12 protein-coding genes are annotated in these 13,633 nt (G+C 62.9%); 4 read left to right on the top strand and 8 right to left on the bottom strand.

The annotated features are described in order from the left end of the window. Nucleotides 1–61: 61 nt before the first annotated feature. On the top strand, nucleotides 62–1,021 hold the full coding sequence (locus POS17_RS19970; RefSeq protein ID WP_060840168.1) for a Csu type fimbrial protein: 960 nt from the start codon (nucleotides 62–64) through the stop codon (nucleotides 1,019–1,021). Nucleotides 1,022–1,157: 136 nt separating this feature from the next. On the opposite strand, the gene POS17_RS19965 is transcribed toward POS17_RS19970, so the two are convergent. Further along, entirely contained in the window at nucleotides 1,158–2,384 is a 1,227-nt protein-coding gene (locus POS17_RS19965; RefSeq protein ID WP_060840167.1) for an MFS transporter, read from the bottom strand. A gap of 103 nt (nucleotides 2,385–2,487) precedes the next feature. Between POS17_RS19965 and POS17_RS19960 the strand changes: the two genes are divergently transcribed. Then, nucleotides 2,488–2,934, top strand: coding sequence for a winged helix-turn-helix transcriptional regulator (locus tag POS17_RS19960; protein WP_060840166.1), 447 nt, complete (start codon nucleotides 2,488–2,490; stop codon nucleotides 2,932–2,934). 45 nt (nucleotides 2,935–2,979) lie between these two features. Here POS17_RS19960 and POS17_RS19955 read toward each other — a convergent pair whose 3' ends face one another. The 3 genes from POS17_RS19955 to POS17_RS19950 form a co-directional block, all read right to left on the bottom strand. Beyond that, nucleotides 2,980–4,134 carry a M14 family metallopeptidase gene (locus tag POS17_RS19955; RefSeq protein ID WP_060840165.1) on the bottom strand — a complete coding sequence of 385 codons (1,155 nt, stop codon included), beginning with the start codon at nucleotides 4,132–4,134 and terminating at the stop codon, nucleotides 2,980–2,982. 94 nt (nucleotides 4,135–4,228) lie between these two features. Then, complete coding sequence (locus POS17_RS32080; RefSeq protein WP_158552878.1) at nucleotides 4,229–4,456, bottom strand: hypothetical protein; 228 nt, start codon at nucleotides 4,454–4,456, stop codon at nucleotides 4,229–4,231. Nucleotides 4,457–4,626: 170 nt separating this feature from the next. Then, nucleotides 4,627–4,974, bottom strand: coding sequence for a DUF6124 family protein (locus tag POS17_RS19950; protein ID WP_060840164.1), 348 nt, complete (start codon nucleotides 4,972–4,974; stop codon nucleotides 4,627–4,629). Nucleotides 4,975–5,107: 133 nt separating this feature from the next. Here POS17_RS19950 and POS17_RS19945 point away from each other — a divergent pair, with 133 nt between their 5' ends. Then, nucleotides 5,108–5,773 (top strand): LexA family protein, encoded by a 666-nt coding sequence (locus tag POS17_RS19945; RefSeq protein WP_060840163.1) that lies wholly within the window; start codon nucleotides 5,108–5,110, stop codon nucleotides 5,771–5,773. A gap of 55 nt (nucleotides 5,774–5,828) precedes the next feature. Here POS17_RS19945 and POS17_RS19940 read toward each other — a convergent pair whose 3' ends face one another. The 4 genes from POS17_RS19940 to POS17_RS19925 all read right to left on the bottom strand — a co-directional run bounded on the left by POS17_RS19940 (nucleotide 5,829) and on the right by POS17_RS19925 (nucleotide 11,482). Beyond that, nucleotides 5,829–7,775 carry an acetyl/propionyl/methylcrotonyl-CoA carboxylase subunit alpha gene (locus POS17_RS19940; RefSeq protein WP_060840162.1) on the bottom strand — a complete coding sequence of 649 codons (1,947 nt, stop codon included), beginning with the start codon at nucleotides 7,773–7,775 and terminating at the stop codon, nucleotides 5,829–5,831. Beyond that, complete coding sequence (locus tag POS17_RS19935) at nucleotides 7,772–8,590, bottom strand: gamma-carboxygeranoyl-CoA hydratase (RefSeq protein ID WP_060840161.1); 819 nt, start codon at nucleotides 8,588–8,590, stop codon at nucleotides 7,772–7,774. The genes POS17_RS19940 and POS17_RS19935 overlap by 4 nt, the downstream gene beginning before the upstream one ends. A gap of 17 nt (nucleotides 8,591–8,607) precedes the next feature. After that, a complete protein-coding gene (locus POS17_RS19930) occupies nucleotides 8,608–10,212 on the bottom strand; it encodes a carboxyl transferase domain-containing protein (RefSeq protein WP_060840160.1) in 1,605 nt (534 codons plus the stop codon). 106 nt (nucleotides 10,213–10,318) lie between these two features. Continuing rightward, the gene (locus POS17_RS19925; RefSeq protein WP_060840159.1) at nucleotides 10,319–11,482 is read right to left on the bottom strand and encodes an isovaleryl-CoA dehydrogenase; all 1,164 of its coding nucleotides are present in this window, start codon (nucleotides 11,480–11,482) and stop codon (nucleotides 10,319–10,321) included. A gap of 227 nt (nucleotides 11,483–11,709) precedes the next feature. On the opposite strand from POS17_RS19925, the gene POS17_RS19920 reads away from it, so the two are divergent. Beyond that, nucleotides 11,710–13,413 (top strand): AMP-binding protein, encoded by a 1,704-nt coding sequence (locus tag POS17_RS19920; protein ID WP_060840158.1) that lies wholly within the window; start codon nucleotides 11,710–11,712, stop codon nucleotides 13,411–13,413. Nucleotides 13,414–13,633: the final 220 nt, after the last annotated feature.

Raw genomic sequence — 13,633 nt, 5'->3', positions numbered from 1 at the left:
GGCAGGATCAAGGCGCAAGGGAGGGCGAGGCGTGGGCAGATTCAAGGGCTGGCGACAGGCAATGGCGGGACTCTTGGCCAGCATGCTGGCGCTGTCGGCCCAGGCGCTGTGCACCACGGTCAGTACCGCGCCGGCGGGGTTCGGCACGCTCAGCTCGATCCTGGTGCGCACCACTTCGCAGCCGGCCTCCACCACCAATGCCGGCCTGAGCTGCACCGGCTCGCTGCTGAGCCTGCTGGCCAGCAGCGACCATTTCTACGCCACCATCACGTCCACCACCAGCGGCCTGGTCGGCCCCACCGGCGATGTCATCGGCTACACCCTGTACGCCAACAACAGCACCAGCTACCCGATCACTCGGGGGGTGCAGTTCGACTTTGCCCGCAACTCGATCATCGATCTGCTGGGTCTGCTGGGCAGCCCGACCGTGGCCAAGACCGTGCCGATCTACATGGGGACCATCACCGGCAGCAACGTGGCGGCCGGGATCTACACCGAGAACCTGAGCATCTTCTGGAGCTGGAACTACTGCGCCGGGATCGGCGCCCTGGGGGCCTGCCTGGGCCGCGACATCGGCAGCGGCACCCAGGCCCTGACGGTCAACATGACGGTGTCCAACGATTGCGTGATCACCGCGCCCAACATCAGCTTCGGCAGTGCGCCGGTGGTCAGCGCCTTTGCCACGGTGACCGGGCAGACCATCAACCTGGCCTGCACCAAGGGCAGTGCCTATACCGTGGGGTTGAGCGATGGCCAGCAGCCGGTGAGCGCGGGTGGTCGGCGGCGGATGATTTCCAGTGGCAACTACCTGGCCTATGACATCTTCAAGAGTGCCGGCAACACTCGCTGGGGCAGTGTCGGCGGTGCCCGGCGCTCCAGTACCGATGCCGAGGTCAACCCGGGCAACGGCCTGGGCACCGGCAGCCAGATCTTCAACTACAACGCCCGGATCTATACCGACCAGAGCACCCCGCCGGCCGGCACCTATGTCGACAACGTGGTGCTGGATGTGGGGTTCTAGAAACCGTCGCGCCACTGATTTCGTCGTCCGTCCGAGGCGCTGTTGCTCGGTCTTGCCCGGGCCGGCCGCGCCATGCTGACGAGTTGGTGCAAAGCAGCCGCGGGGCTGAAGGGGAAAGTACGTTCGGGCGAACCCGCTATGGGCGCGCCGAGCGGGCATCGGGCGCAGTGGCCGGGTGTTGTCCGGGGTTCAGGCTCCACAGCCAGTAGAGCAGTGCCACGCCGTTGATGGCCGCGCCCAGCAGGCACACTCCGGTCCAGCCGGCCCAGGCATAGGTGGCAGTGGCGGCGATGGAGCCGCCGGCGCTGCCGGCCGAGTAGAACAGCATGTAACCGGCCGCCAGACGGCTCTGGGCGTGGGGCCGCACGCTGTAGATCAGGCTCTGGCTGGTGACGTGTACCGCCTGCAGGCCCAGGTCGAAGGTGATCACCCCCAGGAGCAGGGCCCACAGGGAGGATTGGGTCAAGGCCAGGGGCAACCAGGACAGCAGCATCAGCGTCAGGGCCAGGCCGCTGGTCCATTGCGCCAGCCCGCGATCCGCCAGGTGCCCGGCCCGTGCTGCGCCCAGGGCGCCTGCGGCGCCGGCCAGGCCAAACAGGCCGATCTGGGTGTGTGACAGCGACAGCGGTGGGGCGCTCAGGGGCAGCACCAGTGGGGTCCATAGCACCGTGCCGGCAGCGAAGATCAGCATGGCCAGGACCGCCCGGTCGCGCAGGACCTTTTCCTCCTTGAACAACAGCAACAGGGAGCCGAGCAGTTGCCCGTAGCGTTGCACCGTGGGTGGCTGTTCCGCGGTCGGCAGCACTTTCCACAAGGCCAGGGCCACCAGCAGGGTCAGCCCGGCCGAGAGCAGGTACACCGAGCGCCAGCCTGCCAGATCGGCCATGGTCCCGGCCACGGTGCGGGCCAGGAGAATGCCCACCACGATGCCGCTGGTGACCATGCCCACCACCCGTCCGCGCTGAGCGACCGGCGTCAGGTGGGCGGCATAGGCCACGAGCACCTGGGTCACGACCGCCAGCAGGCCGGTGCAGGTCATGCCCAGCAACAGCCAGGCACTGTTGGGGGCCAAGGCCACCGTCGACAGGGCCAGGACCGACAGCAGGGTCTGGCTGACGATCAAGCGCCGGCGATTGAGCAGGTCGCCCAGGGGCACCAGCAACAGCAGGCCCAGGCCGTAACCCACCTGAGTCAGGGTGATGACGATGCCCACCGTGGCCGGCGCCAGGTCGAAGGCCTGGGCCATGGCGTCCAGCAGCGGTTGGGCGTAGTACACGTTGCCCACCGCCAGCCCGCAGGCCACGGCGAACAACAGCACCACCTTGGCTGAAAGTGGCGAAGGGGTTGAGGATTCAGATGACATGGCGGACTCCGTATGTGGTTTTGTTATAAAACCAGTTGTACGGTAGTGATCGTGGTTTTATATTGCAACCACTTTTCCGCTGCCCGTTTGGAGAACTCCCAGCATGGTCAAACGCACTAGCCTGCAAGATGCCGAGTGCCCGGTGGCTCGTTCATTGGACGCCATTGGTGACTGGTGGTCGTTACTGATCGTGCGTGATGCCTTTGACGGCATCCGCCGTTTTGGCGAGTTCCAGCGCAATCTGGGCATGGCCAAGAACATTCTCGCCACGCGCCTGCGGACCTTGGTGGAACATGGGGTGCTGGCGGTTGTGCCGGCCTCCGATGGCAGTGCCTATCAGGAGTACGTGCTGACGGAGAAAGGCAGGGGGCTGTTTCCTCTGATCATCGGTTTGCGCCAATGGGGCGAGGCGTTTTTCTACAAGGAAGGCGAGGCGCATTCGCGAATGGTCGACCGGGAAACCGGGCAACCGCTGCCGGCACTGGAACTGCGTACGGCGGATGGGCGCTTGCTGGGGCCCGACGATTGCCTGCGGGTGCCGGCGTCGTGAGCGCATGACGACTGCGGGAGCGCTTCCCGCAGTCGTCAGGATGGCCTAGCGCAGGCTGTCTACCAGATCGGCGAGGGTACTCAGTACATCCTTGCCCAGTTGCATGGAGCGCTTGCCCGACCAGCCGGTTACCGGGTTGGGGGCATCGTCGTGATCCTTGAAGGGCATCTCCAGGGTCAATGACAGGCAGTCGTATTTTTCCCCGACGGCGTTGCAGGCCAGGGTCATGTTGGCCGCTCCGGGATTGTCCCGGGCGTAACCGTGGGTGGTCTGGAAATCCCGGGTCTGGTGCTTCAGGTGGCTGCGGAACTGCTCTTCGAGTGCCGCCAGTCGTGGTGTGTAGCCCGGGTTGCCTTCACAGCCGGCGGTGAACACGTAGGGAATCTCTTCATCGCCGTGCACATCGAGGAACAGGTCGACGCCGTACTTTTCCATCTGCTGCTGGACGAACAGCACTTCGGGGCTGAGCTCCTGACTGGCGTCCTGCCAGGCGCGATTCAGGTCCTGGCCCTTGGCGTTGGTCCGCAGGTGGCCATGGAACGCGCCATCCGGGTTCATGTTCGGCACCAGGTACAGGTCGGCCTTGGCCAGCAGTGCATTGAGTTGCGGGTCGTCCCGATGCTGCAGGCGCTCGATCACGCCTTCCATGAACCACTCGGCCATATGCTCGCCGGGGTGCTGCTGGGCGATGATCCACAGCTTGCGCCGGCCTTGCTCGCCGCTGCCCTTGCGCAGCAGCTGGATATCCCGGCCCTCGACGCTTTTGCCCACCGCCAGCAATTGGGCCCCGGCCTTGCTCAAGGCCTGGTCGATCAGCCAGTCGTGGCGCCCGCGGCTGTAGGGTTCGAAATAGGCGAACCAGGCGTGTGTCTGGGTGGCTTCCAGATTGAAGCGCAGCGCGTCGCCTTCGAAGATCGTCGGTACGCGAAACCAGTTCACATGGTCATAGGAGGCGACAGCCTGGTAGCCGGTCCAGGCCTTGTTGTAGGAGGACTGGCTGGCATTGGTCAGGCGGAACCAGTGCTCCTGGCCGACATGCAGGCCGCTGACCTTGAAGTGAAACCACTGGAAATGCGGGCTCTGGGTATCCGGGCGGATGGCCAGCAGGGCCTGCAATGGATTGCTGATGTCCAGCACCTTGATGTTGCCACTGTCGAAATCGGCAGTGATTTGAAACGAAGCGTGATTGCCCACGGTCATGTTCGGCTCCTGTACAGGATTGTTATGACCGTCACTCTACACACTGGAGAGGGTAATAGAAGGGGGGGGGCGTCGTCCTTGACGCCGAAGCAGCTTAGTGGCTATGCGATTGATTCTCAAGCGCTACTTTTTTCTTTACCCGGAGCATGGCGCCAGGTGCTGACTTGCAAAAGGACATTCTTTTGCTATCATCGCCGCCATTATTTTTAGCAGCACCCACGTCTTCATTAGCCTGAAGCCAAGCCAGAAAAACTGGCAAAAAAAAGACCCGGCAAAAAGCCGGGTCAAAAACCGTGATTAGCCTGATGAGGAGATAATCCAAAGGTCCGACCTAAGGTCCTTTGGGTTATCGACCGATCTCGCGATCAGTTGCCTGCAATAATAATCATTATCATTTGCAAGTCAAATGATTTTCCTCGTGTCTCGTTAAATAATCCTCCCCTTTTGCCTTGCCCTCTTGTCCACCCTCCTGTGGGGAAGGGCGCATGCCTCCTAGCTTGACCCACAACGCTGGCACTCCAGGCACTTGTCCACCAGGGCCTTGGCCAGGTCGATCATGTGCACCACCGAAAACGCCAGGTCACGGTTGGCGCCTTGCAGATGGTTGGCGGCGTCATACGCGGTGGCCGCTGCGCAGCGCAATAGATCGGATGCGTGGATCATGGCTTCCTCACTGCTCAGGCTGCGCCTGATCTCGAAAAACTTTTCCTCCTTGCTTGGTCCGCTAATGGCGGGTTTCAAGTAGTAGTCCATCGCTCGTCGTGCCGCATCGCTATCCTTGAGCGCGTTCAATGTGGCCTCTGTATCGAATTCCTGCACATCCTTGCTGCTTGTGTTCATGAAGTGTTCTGCCCTGATTGAGATTAGGAGAGAGGGGTAGGAACGATGTTAATACGTATTGTAATTGTGACGAGATTTCAAATACTACAACTTGTGTGTTGAGGCGGGAAATACACAACGTATTGTTCGGCCCATGGACAAATGGATCGAGTTGGTTAAAGCCAACATGAAAGGCCGCAAGGTCACACAGGAAAAACTCGCCGAGCGTCTGGGCATGTCTCAAGGTGGTATCGGTCATTGGCTGAGCAAGCGTCGCCAGCCGAAAATCGAAGACATGAATCGGGTGCTCGAAGAGATCGGCATGGGCTTTCTTGAAGTTGCCCTGGTGGTCCGCGAGAAACCCATGCTCGGCGATGATGGCGAACCCTTGGTGGACGAGCCTTCCTTGCAGCACAAGTACAACCCGTATTTCCGTTATCCGGTCAGTGACTGGCGGGTGGTCGGAGAAGTCCGGGAAAGTGGCCAGTCGGCCTATGTCCCCGAGCGTTATGAGCTTTCCGATTATCAGGCGCAGGGGGCAGCCTTCTGGCTGGTGGTGGTCGGTGACGCGATGATCGCGCCAAGCGGCCTGAGCATCAGCCAGGGCATGCTGATCCTGGTGGATCCGGCCGTTGCTGCCGAGCCTGGGAAGTTGCTGGTCGTGCAGTGTCCGGGGAATGACGAGGCGATCTTCCGCAAGTTGGTACAAGAGGGCGGTCAGCGTTATCTGGTACCACTCAATCCCACTTATCCGAAGATGCTCTACAGCGATGAGTGCCGGGTTATTGGTGTAGTCGTACAAGCAACTGCGAAGTTTTAACTTCGTTAAAGAGCCCCTTCCTACAAGTAGGAAGGGGCTTTCTTATTGATTTGAGTTACTCCAACTCCACCAAGGCACTGCCTTCGCTGACCATTTCACCTTCCTGACAGTACAGGGCCTTGATGATCCCGGCCTGGGGCGCGCGGATGCTGTGCTCCATCTTCATGGCTTCCAGTACCACCAGTTGTGCACCGGCCTCGACGCTTTGTCCGACAGCGACCAGCACCCGCACGATGCTGCCGTTCATCGGTGCTGTGAGCCCGCCATGCTGACTGTGACTGGCATCGGCCGCGGCGATCGGATCGTAGGCGCTGATGGCGTGCATGTCGCCGTGCCAGTGCAGGTACAGGGTGTCGCCACGGCGAATGGCGCGATGTTCACGACGCAGTCCCTGTTGCTCGACCCACAGGCGCTCGTTTTGCAACTGATAGGCGGGGGAATGAGCCCCAAGGCTGATGGACCGGTCCTGGCCGGCGCAGCTCAGGTGCAGGCTGGTCTGGGCTGGCAGGCCACTGCGCCAGCCGTCGAGCGTCGACCAGGGCGATTGGGGATCGTCAGCGCGCGTGCGCTGCGGCTGACTTTGCGCAAAGGCCTGGGCCGCCGCCTGCCAGAAGTCCGTGGTCAATTCGCCTGGCGCTGGCAGGAGTTGCTCCTGATAGCGTGGGATAAATCCGGTATCCAGTTGTGCTTGGGCAAATGCCGGATGGGCAATGATGCGCCGCAGGAACGCCAGGTTGGTTTTCAGGCCGCCGATGGCGAACTCGTCGAGCATGCTCAACAGACGCAGGCGGGCCTGCTCGCGGTTCTCGCCCCAGGCGATCAGTTTGCCCAGCATCGGATCGTAGAAGGGCGACACGCTGTCGCCTTCCTCGACTCCACTGTCCACCCGGCGCCCCGGTCCCGCGGCGGACTCCCGATACAGGTCGAGGCGGCCGGTGGCCGGCAGAAAATCGTTGCCCGGATCTTCGGCGTAAAGGCGTACTTCAATGGCGTGCCCCAGCAGCGGCACCTGTTCCTGGCTGAGGGGCAGGGCTTCGCCCCGGGCCACGCGGATTTGCCAGGCCACCAGGTCCAGCCCGGTAATGGCCTCGGTGACCGGATGCTCCACCTGCAGGCGGGTATTCATCTCCATGAAGAAGAATTCGCCGCGGGCGTCCAGGAGAAACTCCACGGTGCCGGCGCCGACATAGCCGATGGCCTGAGCGGCACGCACGGCCGCTTCGCCCATGGCCTTGCGCAGCTCAGGGCCAAGGCCCGGAGCGGGGGCTTCCTCGACCACTTTCTGGTGGCGACGCTGGATCGAACAGTCGCGCTCGTTGAGGTACAGGCAGTTGCCGTGTTGGTCGGCAAATACCTGGATCTCCACGTGTCGTGGCTTGAGCAGGTACTTTTCCACCAGCATCCGCGAGTCGCCGAAGGACGACTGGGCTTCGCGCTGCGCCGAGGCCAGGGCTTCAGCCAGCTGGCTGACGTCCTCGACCACCTTCATGCCCTTGCCGCCGCCGCCTGCGGTGGCCTTGAGCAGCACCGGGTAGCCGATGCGCTCGGCGGCGCTGCGGAAGGTTTCCAGGTCCTGGGCTTCGCCGTGATAACCCGGCACCAACGGCACCCCGGCGGTTTCCATCAGTGCCTTGGCCGCCGATTTGCTACCCATGGCGTCGATGGCCGAGGCGGGCGGCCCCAGAAAGATCAGGCCCGCCGCTTCAATGGCTCGGGCAAAACCGGCGTTCTCCGAGAGAAAGCCGTAGCCGGGGTGAATGGCCTGGGCGCCGCTGGCTTTGGCGGCAGCGATGAGCTTATCGATCTGCAGGTAGCTGTCGGCGGCCTTGCTGCCGCCCAGATCAACACGGATATCCGCCTCGCGGCTGTGCCGGGCGTCACGGTCGGTGGCGCTGTGCACGGCCACGGTGGTCAGGCCCAGGGCCTTGGCGGTGCGCATCACGCGGCAGGCGATCTCGCCGCGGTTGGCCACCAGCAGGGTGTCTAGAACAGGGGCGCTCATGAGCGGGGCTCCTTGGTGGTGGTCGTGGGCTGCCAGCTGGGCGGGCGTTTCTCCAGGAACGCCCGCAGGCCTTCCTGGCCTTCGGCGCTGACCCGGATGCGCGCAATGGCGTTCTCACAGTAGCGACGCAGGGCCGTGGTCAGGGCGCCGTTGCCGACTTCCCGCAACAGGTCCTTGCTGGCGCGCATGGCCTGGGGACTGTTGAGCAGCAGATTGTCGATCCAATACTCGACCTGCTGCTCCAGCTCGGCAGCCGGGTAGCTTTCCGCCAGCAAGCCGATGTCCCGCGCGCGTTGGCCGCCAAAGCGCTCGGCGGTGAGGGCATAGCGCCGGGCGGCGCGTTCACCGATGGCCTGGACCACGAATGGGCTGATGACCGCCGGTGCCAGGCCGATGCGCACTTCCGACAGGCAGAACTGGGCGTCGTCGGTGCCGATCGCCATGTCGCAGCAACTGATCAGGCCCAGGGCTCCGCCGAAGGCTGCGCCTTGCACCACCGCCAGGGTGGGGATTTTCAGCTTGGCCAGGTTGTACATCAGCTCCGCCAGTTCCCGGGCGTCGTCGAGGTTGGTCTGGTAGTCGAGTTCGGCCGACTGCTGCATCCAGGCCAGGTCGGCGCCGGCGCTGAAGTGCCGGCCGCGTCCGCGCAGCAACAGGAAACGCAGGCTCGGGTCGGCCTGGACCTGATCCAGGGCGAGGATCAGCTCGCGGATCATCTCGGCGTTGAAGGCGTTGTTCTTGGTTTCGCGGCTGAGCCACAGGGTGGCGAAGCCACGGGGGTCGCGCAGCAGTTCCAGGGTATTGAAGTCGCTCATGTTCTTCTCGCGCAGGATTACATGCGGAACACGCCGAAGCGGCTCTGTTCGATGGGGGCGTTGAGGGCCGCGGACAGGGCCAGGGCCAGTACGTCACGGGTTTGCGCCGGGTCTATGACGCCGTCGTCCCACAGTCGTGCACTGGAGTAGTAGGGGTGCCCCTGGTGCTCGTACTGATCGAGGATCGGCTGCTTGATCTCGGCTTCCTGGGCGGCGTCGAACGGCTGTCCACTGCGTTCGGCCTGCTCGCGCTTGACCTGAACCAGCACCCCGGCCGCCTGTTCGGCGCCCATCACGCCAATTCGCGCATTGGGCCACATCCACAAAAAGCGCGGGTCATAGGCGCGGCCGCACATGCCGTAGTTACCGGCGCCGAAGCTGCCGCCGATGATCACGGTGAGTTTCGGCACCTTGGCGCAGGCCACCGCGGTCACCAGCTTGGCGCCGTGCTTGGCGATACCGCCGGCTTCGTATTTCTGCCCCACCATGAAGCCGGTGATGTTCTGCAGGAACAGCAGGGGAATGCCGCGCTGGCAGGCCAGTTCGATGAAGTGCGCGCCTTTTTGCGCGGCTTCGGCGAACAGGATGCCGTTGTTGGCGAGAATGGCCACCGGATAACCATGCAGATGGGCAAAACCGCAGACCAGGGTGGTGCCGAACAGGGCCTTGAATTCATCGAACAGCGAGCCGTCCACCAGCCGGGCAATGACTTCGCGGACATCGAATGGCTGCTTGGCATCGGCCGGCACCACACCATAGAGCTCATCGCCCGCATACAGCGGAGCGATCGGGGTGCGTTGCTGCAATTGCCCCTGCTTGTGCCAGTTGAGGTTGGCCACGCTGCGCCGTGCCAGGGCCAGGGCGTGTTCGTCGCTGTCGGCGTAGTGGTCGGCGACTCCGGAAACCTTGCAGTGCACGTCGGCACCGCCCAGGTCTTCGGCACTCACCACTTCACCGGTGGCGGCTTTCACCAGGGGCGGGCCGGCAAGGAAGATGGTCGCCTGTTCACGAACCATGATGGCTTCGTCTGCCATGGCCGGTACGTAGGCGCCACCGGCGGTGCAGGACCCCATGACCACGGCGATCTGCGGGATGCCCTGGGCGCTCATGTTGGCCTGGTTGAAAAAGATGCGGCCGAAGTGCTCGCGATCCGGGAATACTTCGTCCTGGCGTGGCAGGTTGGCGCCGCCGGAGTCCACCAGATAGATGCAGGGCAGGCGGTTTTGCTGGGCGATGGTCTGGGCCCGCAGGTGCTTTTTCACCGTCAGTGGGTAGTAGGAACCGCCTTTCACCGTGGCGTCGTTGGCCACGATCATGCACTCGATGCCTTCCACCCGGCCGATGCCGGCAATCAGCCCGGCGGCCGGCACGTCTTCGCCATAGACCTCGTAGGCGGCCAGGGGGCTGAGTTCAAGGAAGGGCGAGCCAGGATCGAGCAGGCGGTTGATACGTTCGCGCGGCAGCAGTTTGCCCCGGGAAGTGTGGCGCTCCTGGGCCTTGGCGCCACCGCCTTGCTGGACCTGGGCGAGCAGGGTGTGCAGGGCGTCGACCTGGGCCAGCATGCTGGCCGCGTTCTGCGCGAACTCGGGGGATTTCGGGTTGAGCTGAGACTTCAGAATCATCGGAGGGCCTACGGCAGCTTCAAGCGACACGCTTCAAGCTGCAAAAGTAAGTCGGTATTACGGCAGCTTTGGCTTGCCGCTTGTCGCTCGCAACGTGCGGCTGCTCTTACTTGGTTTCGTTGAACAGTTCGCGACCGATCAGCATGCGCCGGATCTCGCTGGTTCCGGCACCGATCTCGTAGAGCTTGGCGTCGCGCAGCAGGCGGCCGGCGGGGAATTCATTGATGTAGCCGTTGCCGCCGAGGATCTGGATCGCATCCAGGGCCATCTGCGTTGCGCGTTCGGCGCTGTAGAGAATCACCCCGGCGGCGTCCTTGCGGGTGGTTTCGCCGCGTTCGCAGGCCTGGGCCACCGCGTACAGGTAGGCGCGGCTGGCGTTGAGCTGGGTGTACATGTCGGCGATCTTGCCCTGGATCAGCTGGAATTCGCCGATGCTCTGGCCGAACTGCTTGCGGTCGTGAATGTAGGGCACCACCAGGTCCATGCAGGCCTGCATGATCCCGGTCGGGCCGCCGGAGAGCACCACGCGCTCGTAGTCCAGGCCGCTCATCAGCACTTTGACGCCACCGTTGAGCACGCCGAGGATATTTTCCTCCGGTACTTCCACGTCATCGAAGAACAGCTCGCAGGTGTTGGAGCCGCGCATGCCCAGCTTGTCGAACTTGTTGCTGCGGCTGAAGCCTTTCCAGTCGCGCTCGACGATGAAGGCGGTGATGCCGTGGGGACCTTTCTCCAGGTCGGTCTTGGCGTAGATCACATAGGTGTTGGCGTCAGGGCCGTTGGTGATCCAGGTCTTGCTGCCGTTGAGGACGAAGCGGTCGCCGCGCTTGTCGGCCCGCAGCTTCATCGACACCACGTCGGAGCCGGCGTTGGGTTCGCTCATGGCCAGGGCGCCGATGTGTTCGCCGCTGATCAGCTTGGGCAGGTACTTGCTCTTCTGCTCGTGGTTGCCGTTGCGGTTGATCTGGTTCACGCAGAGGTTGGAGTGCGCGCCGTAGGACAGCGCCACCGAGGCCGAGCCGCGGCTGATTTCTTCCATGGCCACCACATGCGCCAGGTAGCCCAGGCCGGCGCCGCCGTACTCTTCCGCCACGGTGATGCCCAAGAGGCCCATGTCACCGAACTTGCGCCACATGTCGGCGGGAAACAGGTTGTCGACATCGATCTGGGCGGCCCGCGGTGCCAGTTCGGCCTTGACGAAGGCCTGGACCTGCTGGCGCAGCATGTCGATGGTTTCACCGAGGGCGAAGTTCAGGGTCGGATAACTCATGGCGTGGGCACCTTCACACTTGTTTTTATTGAGAGGAGGACGTGGAGAGCGGCGCTGTCGGGCTCTCACCTTTACGTTAACGTAAACCTGCGACCGAAGGCTGTCAATCGCCCTTTACGTAAACGTCAACTTGCGCCAGAGTAGCAGGGCTTTCGATTGGAGCCAGGCTTTTTTGCACCTTTCGCCTGGGTCCTGAACACCCACTAATAAAGACAATAGGGGTCGTCATGGAACACTCGGGTTTCCAGCCGGATCGCAGCTACACCCGTGGTACGCAAGACAAGCCGTTGCTCGCGCTGACCATCGGCCAGGCTTTCGACAACACTGTCGCCGCCTATCCTCAGAGCGAGGCTCTGGTGGTGCGTCATCAGCAGTTGCGTTACACCTGGCAGCAGTTGCGCGAGGCCGTGGATCTGCATGCCCGGGCGCTGCTGGCCTTGGGGCTGGACACGGGGGATCGTCTGGGAATCTGGGCACCCAACTGCGCTCAATGGTGCATCGCGCAACTGGCCAGCGCCAAGATCGGCGCGATCCTGGTGAACATCAACCCGGCCTATCGCAGTTCTGAGCTGGAGTATGTGCTCAAGCAGTCCGGCTGCCAGTGGCTGATCTGTGCCGGGGCGTTCAAGACTTCCGATTACCACGGCATGCTCCAGGGCCTGATCCCCGAACTGGCGGAGCAGTCCATCGGCCAATTGCACTGTGAGCGCCTGCCCGAGTTGCGTGGGGTGATCAGCCTGCACGCGCAGCCGCCCTCCGGCTTTCTGCCCTGGTCGCAGTTGACCGACCTGGCCGCCGGGACCACTGCCGAGCAACTTCAGGCGCGCCAGGACAGCCTGGATTTCGACCAGCCGGTGAATATCCAGTACACCTCGGGCACCACGGGCTTTCCCAAGGGCGCGACCCTGAGTCACTACAACATCCTCAACAACGGTTACATGGTGGGGGAGAGCCTGGGCCTGACAGCGGCGGATCGCCTGGTCATCCCGGTGCCGCTGTACCACTGCTTCGGCATGGTCATGGGCAACCTGGGCTGTATCACCCACGGCACCACCATGATCTACCCCAACGACGCCTTCGACCCATTGCTGACCCTGAACGCGGTGGCCGAGGAGCGGGCGACCGGTTTGTACGGGGTGCCTACCATGTTCATCGCCCTGCTCGATCAGCCCCGGCGTGGCGAGTTCGACCTGTCGAGCCTGCGCACCGGGATCATGGCCGGCGCTACTTGCCCGATCGAGGTAATGCGACGGGTCATCAGCGAGATGCACATGAGCGAAGTGCAGATCGCCTATGGCATGACCGAAACCAGTCCCGTGTCGTTGCAGACCGGTCCTGCCGACGATCTGGAGTTGCGGGTCACCACGGTGGGGCGTACCCAGCCCCATCTGGAGAGCAAGATCATCGACGAGGCCGGCAATGTGGTGCCGCGGGGCACTATCGGCGAGCTCTGTACCCGCGGTTACAGCGTGATGCTCGGCTACTGGAACAATCCCCAGGGCACCAGTGAGTCCATCGATCAGGCCGGCTGGATGCACACCGGCGACCTGGCGACCATGAACGAGCAGGGCTATGTGTGCATCGCCGGGCGCAACAAGGACATGATCATTCGCGGTGGCGAGAACATTTACCCGCGGGAGCTGGAAGAGTTCTTCTTCACTCATCCTGCCGTGGCCGATGTGCAGGTGATCGGTATTCCCTGCGCCAGGTACGGTGAGGAGATCGTCGCCTGGATCAAATTCCACCCCGGGCATTGCGCCAATGAAGTGGAGCTGCAGGCCTGGTGCAAGGAGCGCATCGCCCATTTCAAGACGCCGCGCTACTTCAAGTTCGTCGAGGAGTTTCCGATGACGGTGACCGGCAAGATCCAGAAATTCCGCATGCGGGAAATCAGCATCGAGGAGCTGCGCGAGCAGGTGGCCAAGGTCTGAGCGTTGCTGGGGCGTGCATCTGTACGGGTGCACGCTTCAGGGGCGAGGAAGGACAGGTCAAGTCGAATCGCGCAAAGCACAAAGGGGAGCCGAAGCTCCCCTTTAATTTGTCGTTGCGTGCTCTTTTTTTATTATTGAGGGGCGGTCTGTTGTTGTTTTTGGCAACCGTGGCCCTTTGCTGCTGTTTTGGGCGATCCCCATCCGGGATCAAGAGCAAACG

It is taken from the genome of Pseudomonas sp. Os17 (assembly GCF_001547895.1).
GTDB lineage: Bacteria > Pseudomonadota > Gammaproteobacteria > Pseudomonadales > Pseudomonadaceae > Aquipseudomonas.
Note: the sequence above shows the minus strand (reverse complement) of the source record. Positions and strands in the feature narration are given on the sequence as shown.

Coding starts and splice junctions, on each gene's coding strand:
- POS17_RS19950 (WP_060840164.1), bottom strand. CDS start 4,974: ATGAACACAAGCAGCAAGGATGTGCAGGAATTCGATACAGAGGCCACA.
- POS17_RS19940 (WP_060840162.1), bottom strand. CDS start 7,775: ATGAGCGCCCCTGTTCTAGACACCCTGCTGGTGGCCAACCGCGGCGAG.
- POS17_RS19935 (WP_060840161.1), bottom strand. CDS start 8,590: ATGAGCGACTTCAATACCCTGGAACTGCTGCGCGACCCCCGTGGCTTC.
- POS17_RS19930 (WP_060840160.1), bottom strand. CDS start 10,212: ATGATTCTGAAGTCTCAGCTCAACCCGAAATCCCCCGAGTTCGCGCAG.
- POS17_RS19925 (WP_060840159.1), bottom strand. CDS start 11,482: ATGAGTTATCCGACCCTGAACTTCGCCCTCGGTGAAACCATCGACATG.
- POS17_RS19920 (WP_060840158.1), top strand. CDS start 11,710: ATGGAACACTCGGGTTTCCAGCCGGATCGCAGCTACACCCGTGGTACG.
- POS17_RS19945 (WP_060840163.1), top strand. CDS start 5,108: ATGGACAAATGGATCGAGTTGGTTAAAGCCAACATGAAAGGCCGCAAG.
- POS17_RS19965 (WP_060840167.1), bottom strand. CDS start 2,384: ATGTCATCTGAATCCTCAACCCCTTCGCCACTTTCAGCCAAGGTGGTG.
- POS17_RS19960 (WP_060840166.1), top strand. CDS start 2,488: ATGGTCAAACGCACTAGCCTGCAAGATGCCGAGTGCCCGGTGGCTCGT.
- POS17_RS19955 (WP_060840165.1), bottom strand. CDS start 4,134: ATGACCGTGGGCAATCACGCTTCGTTTCAAATCACTGCCGATTTCGAC.
- POS17_RS19970 (WP_060840168.1), top strand. CDS start 62: ATGGCGGGACTCTTGGCCAGCATGCTGGCGCTGTCGGCCCAGGCGCTG.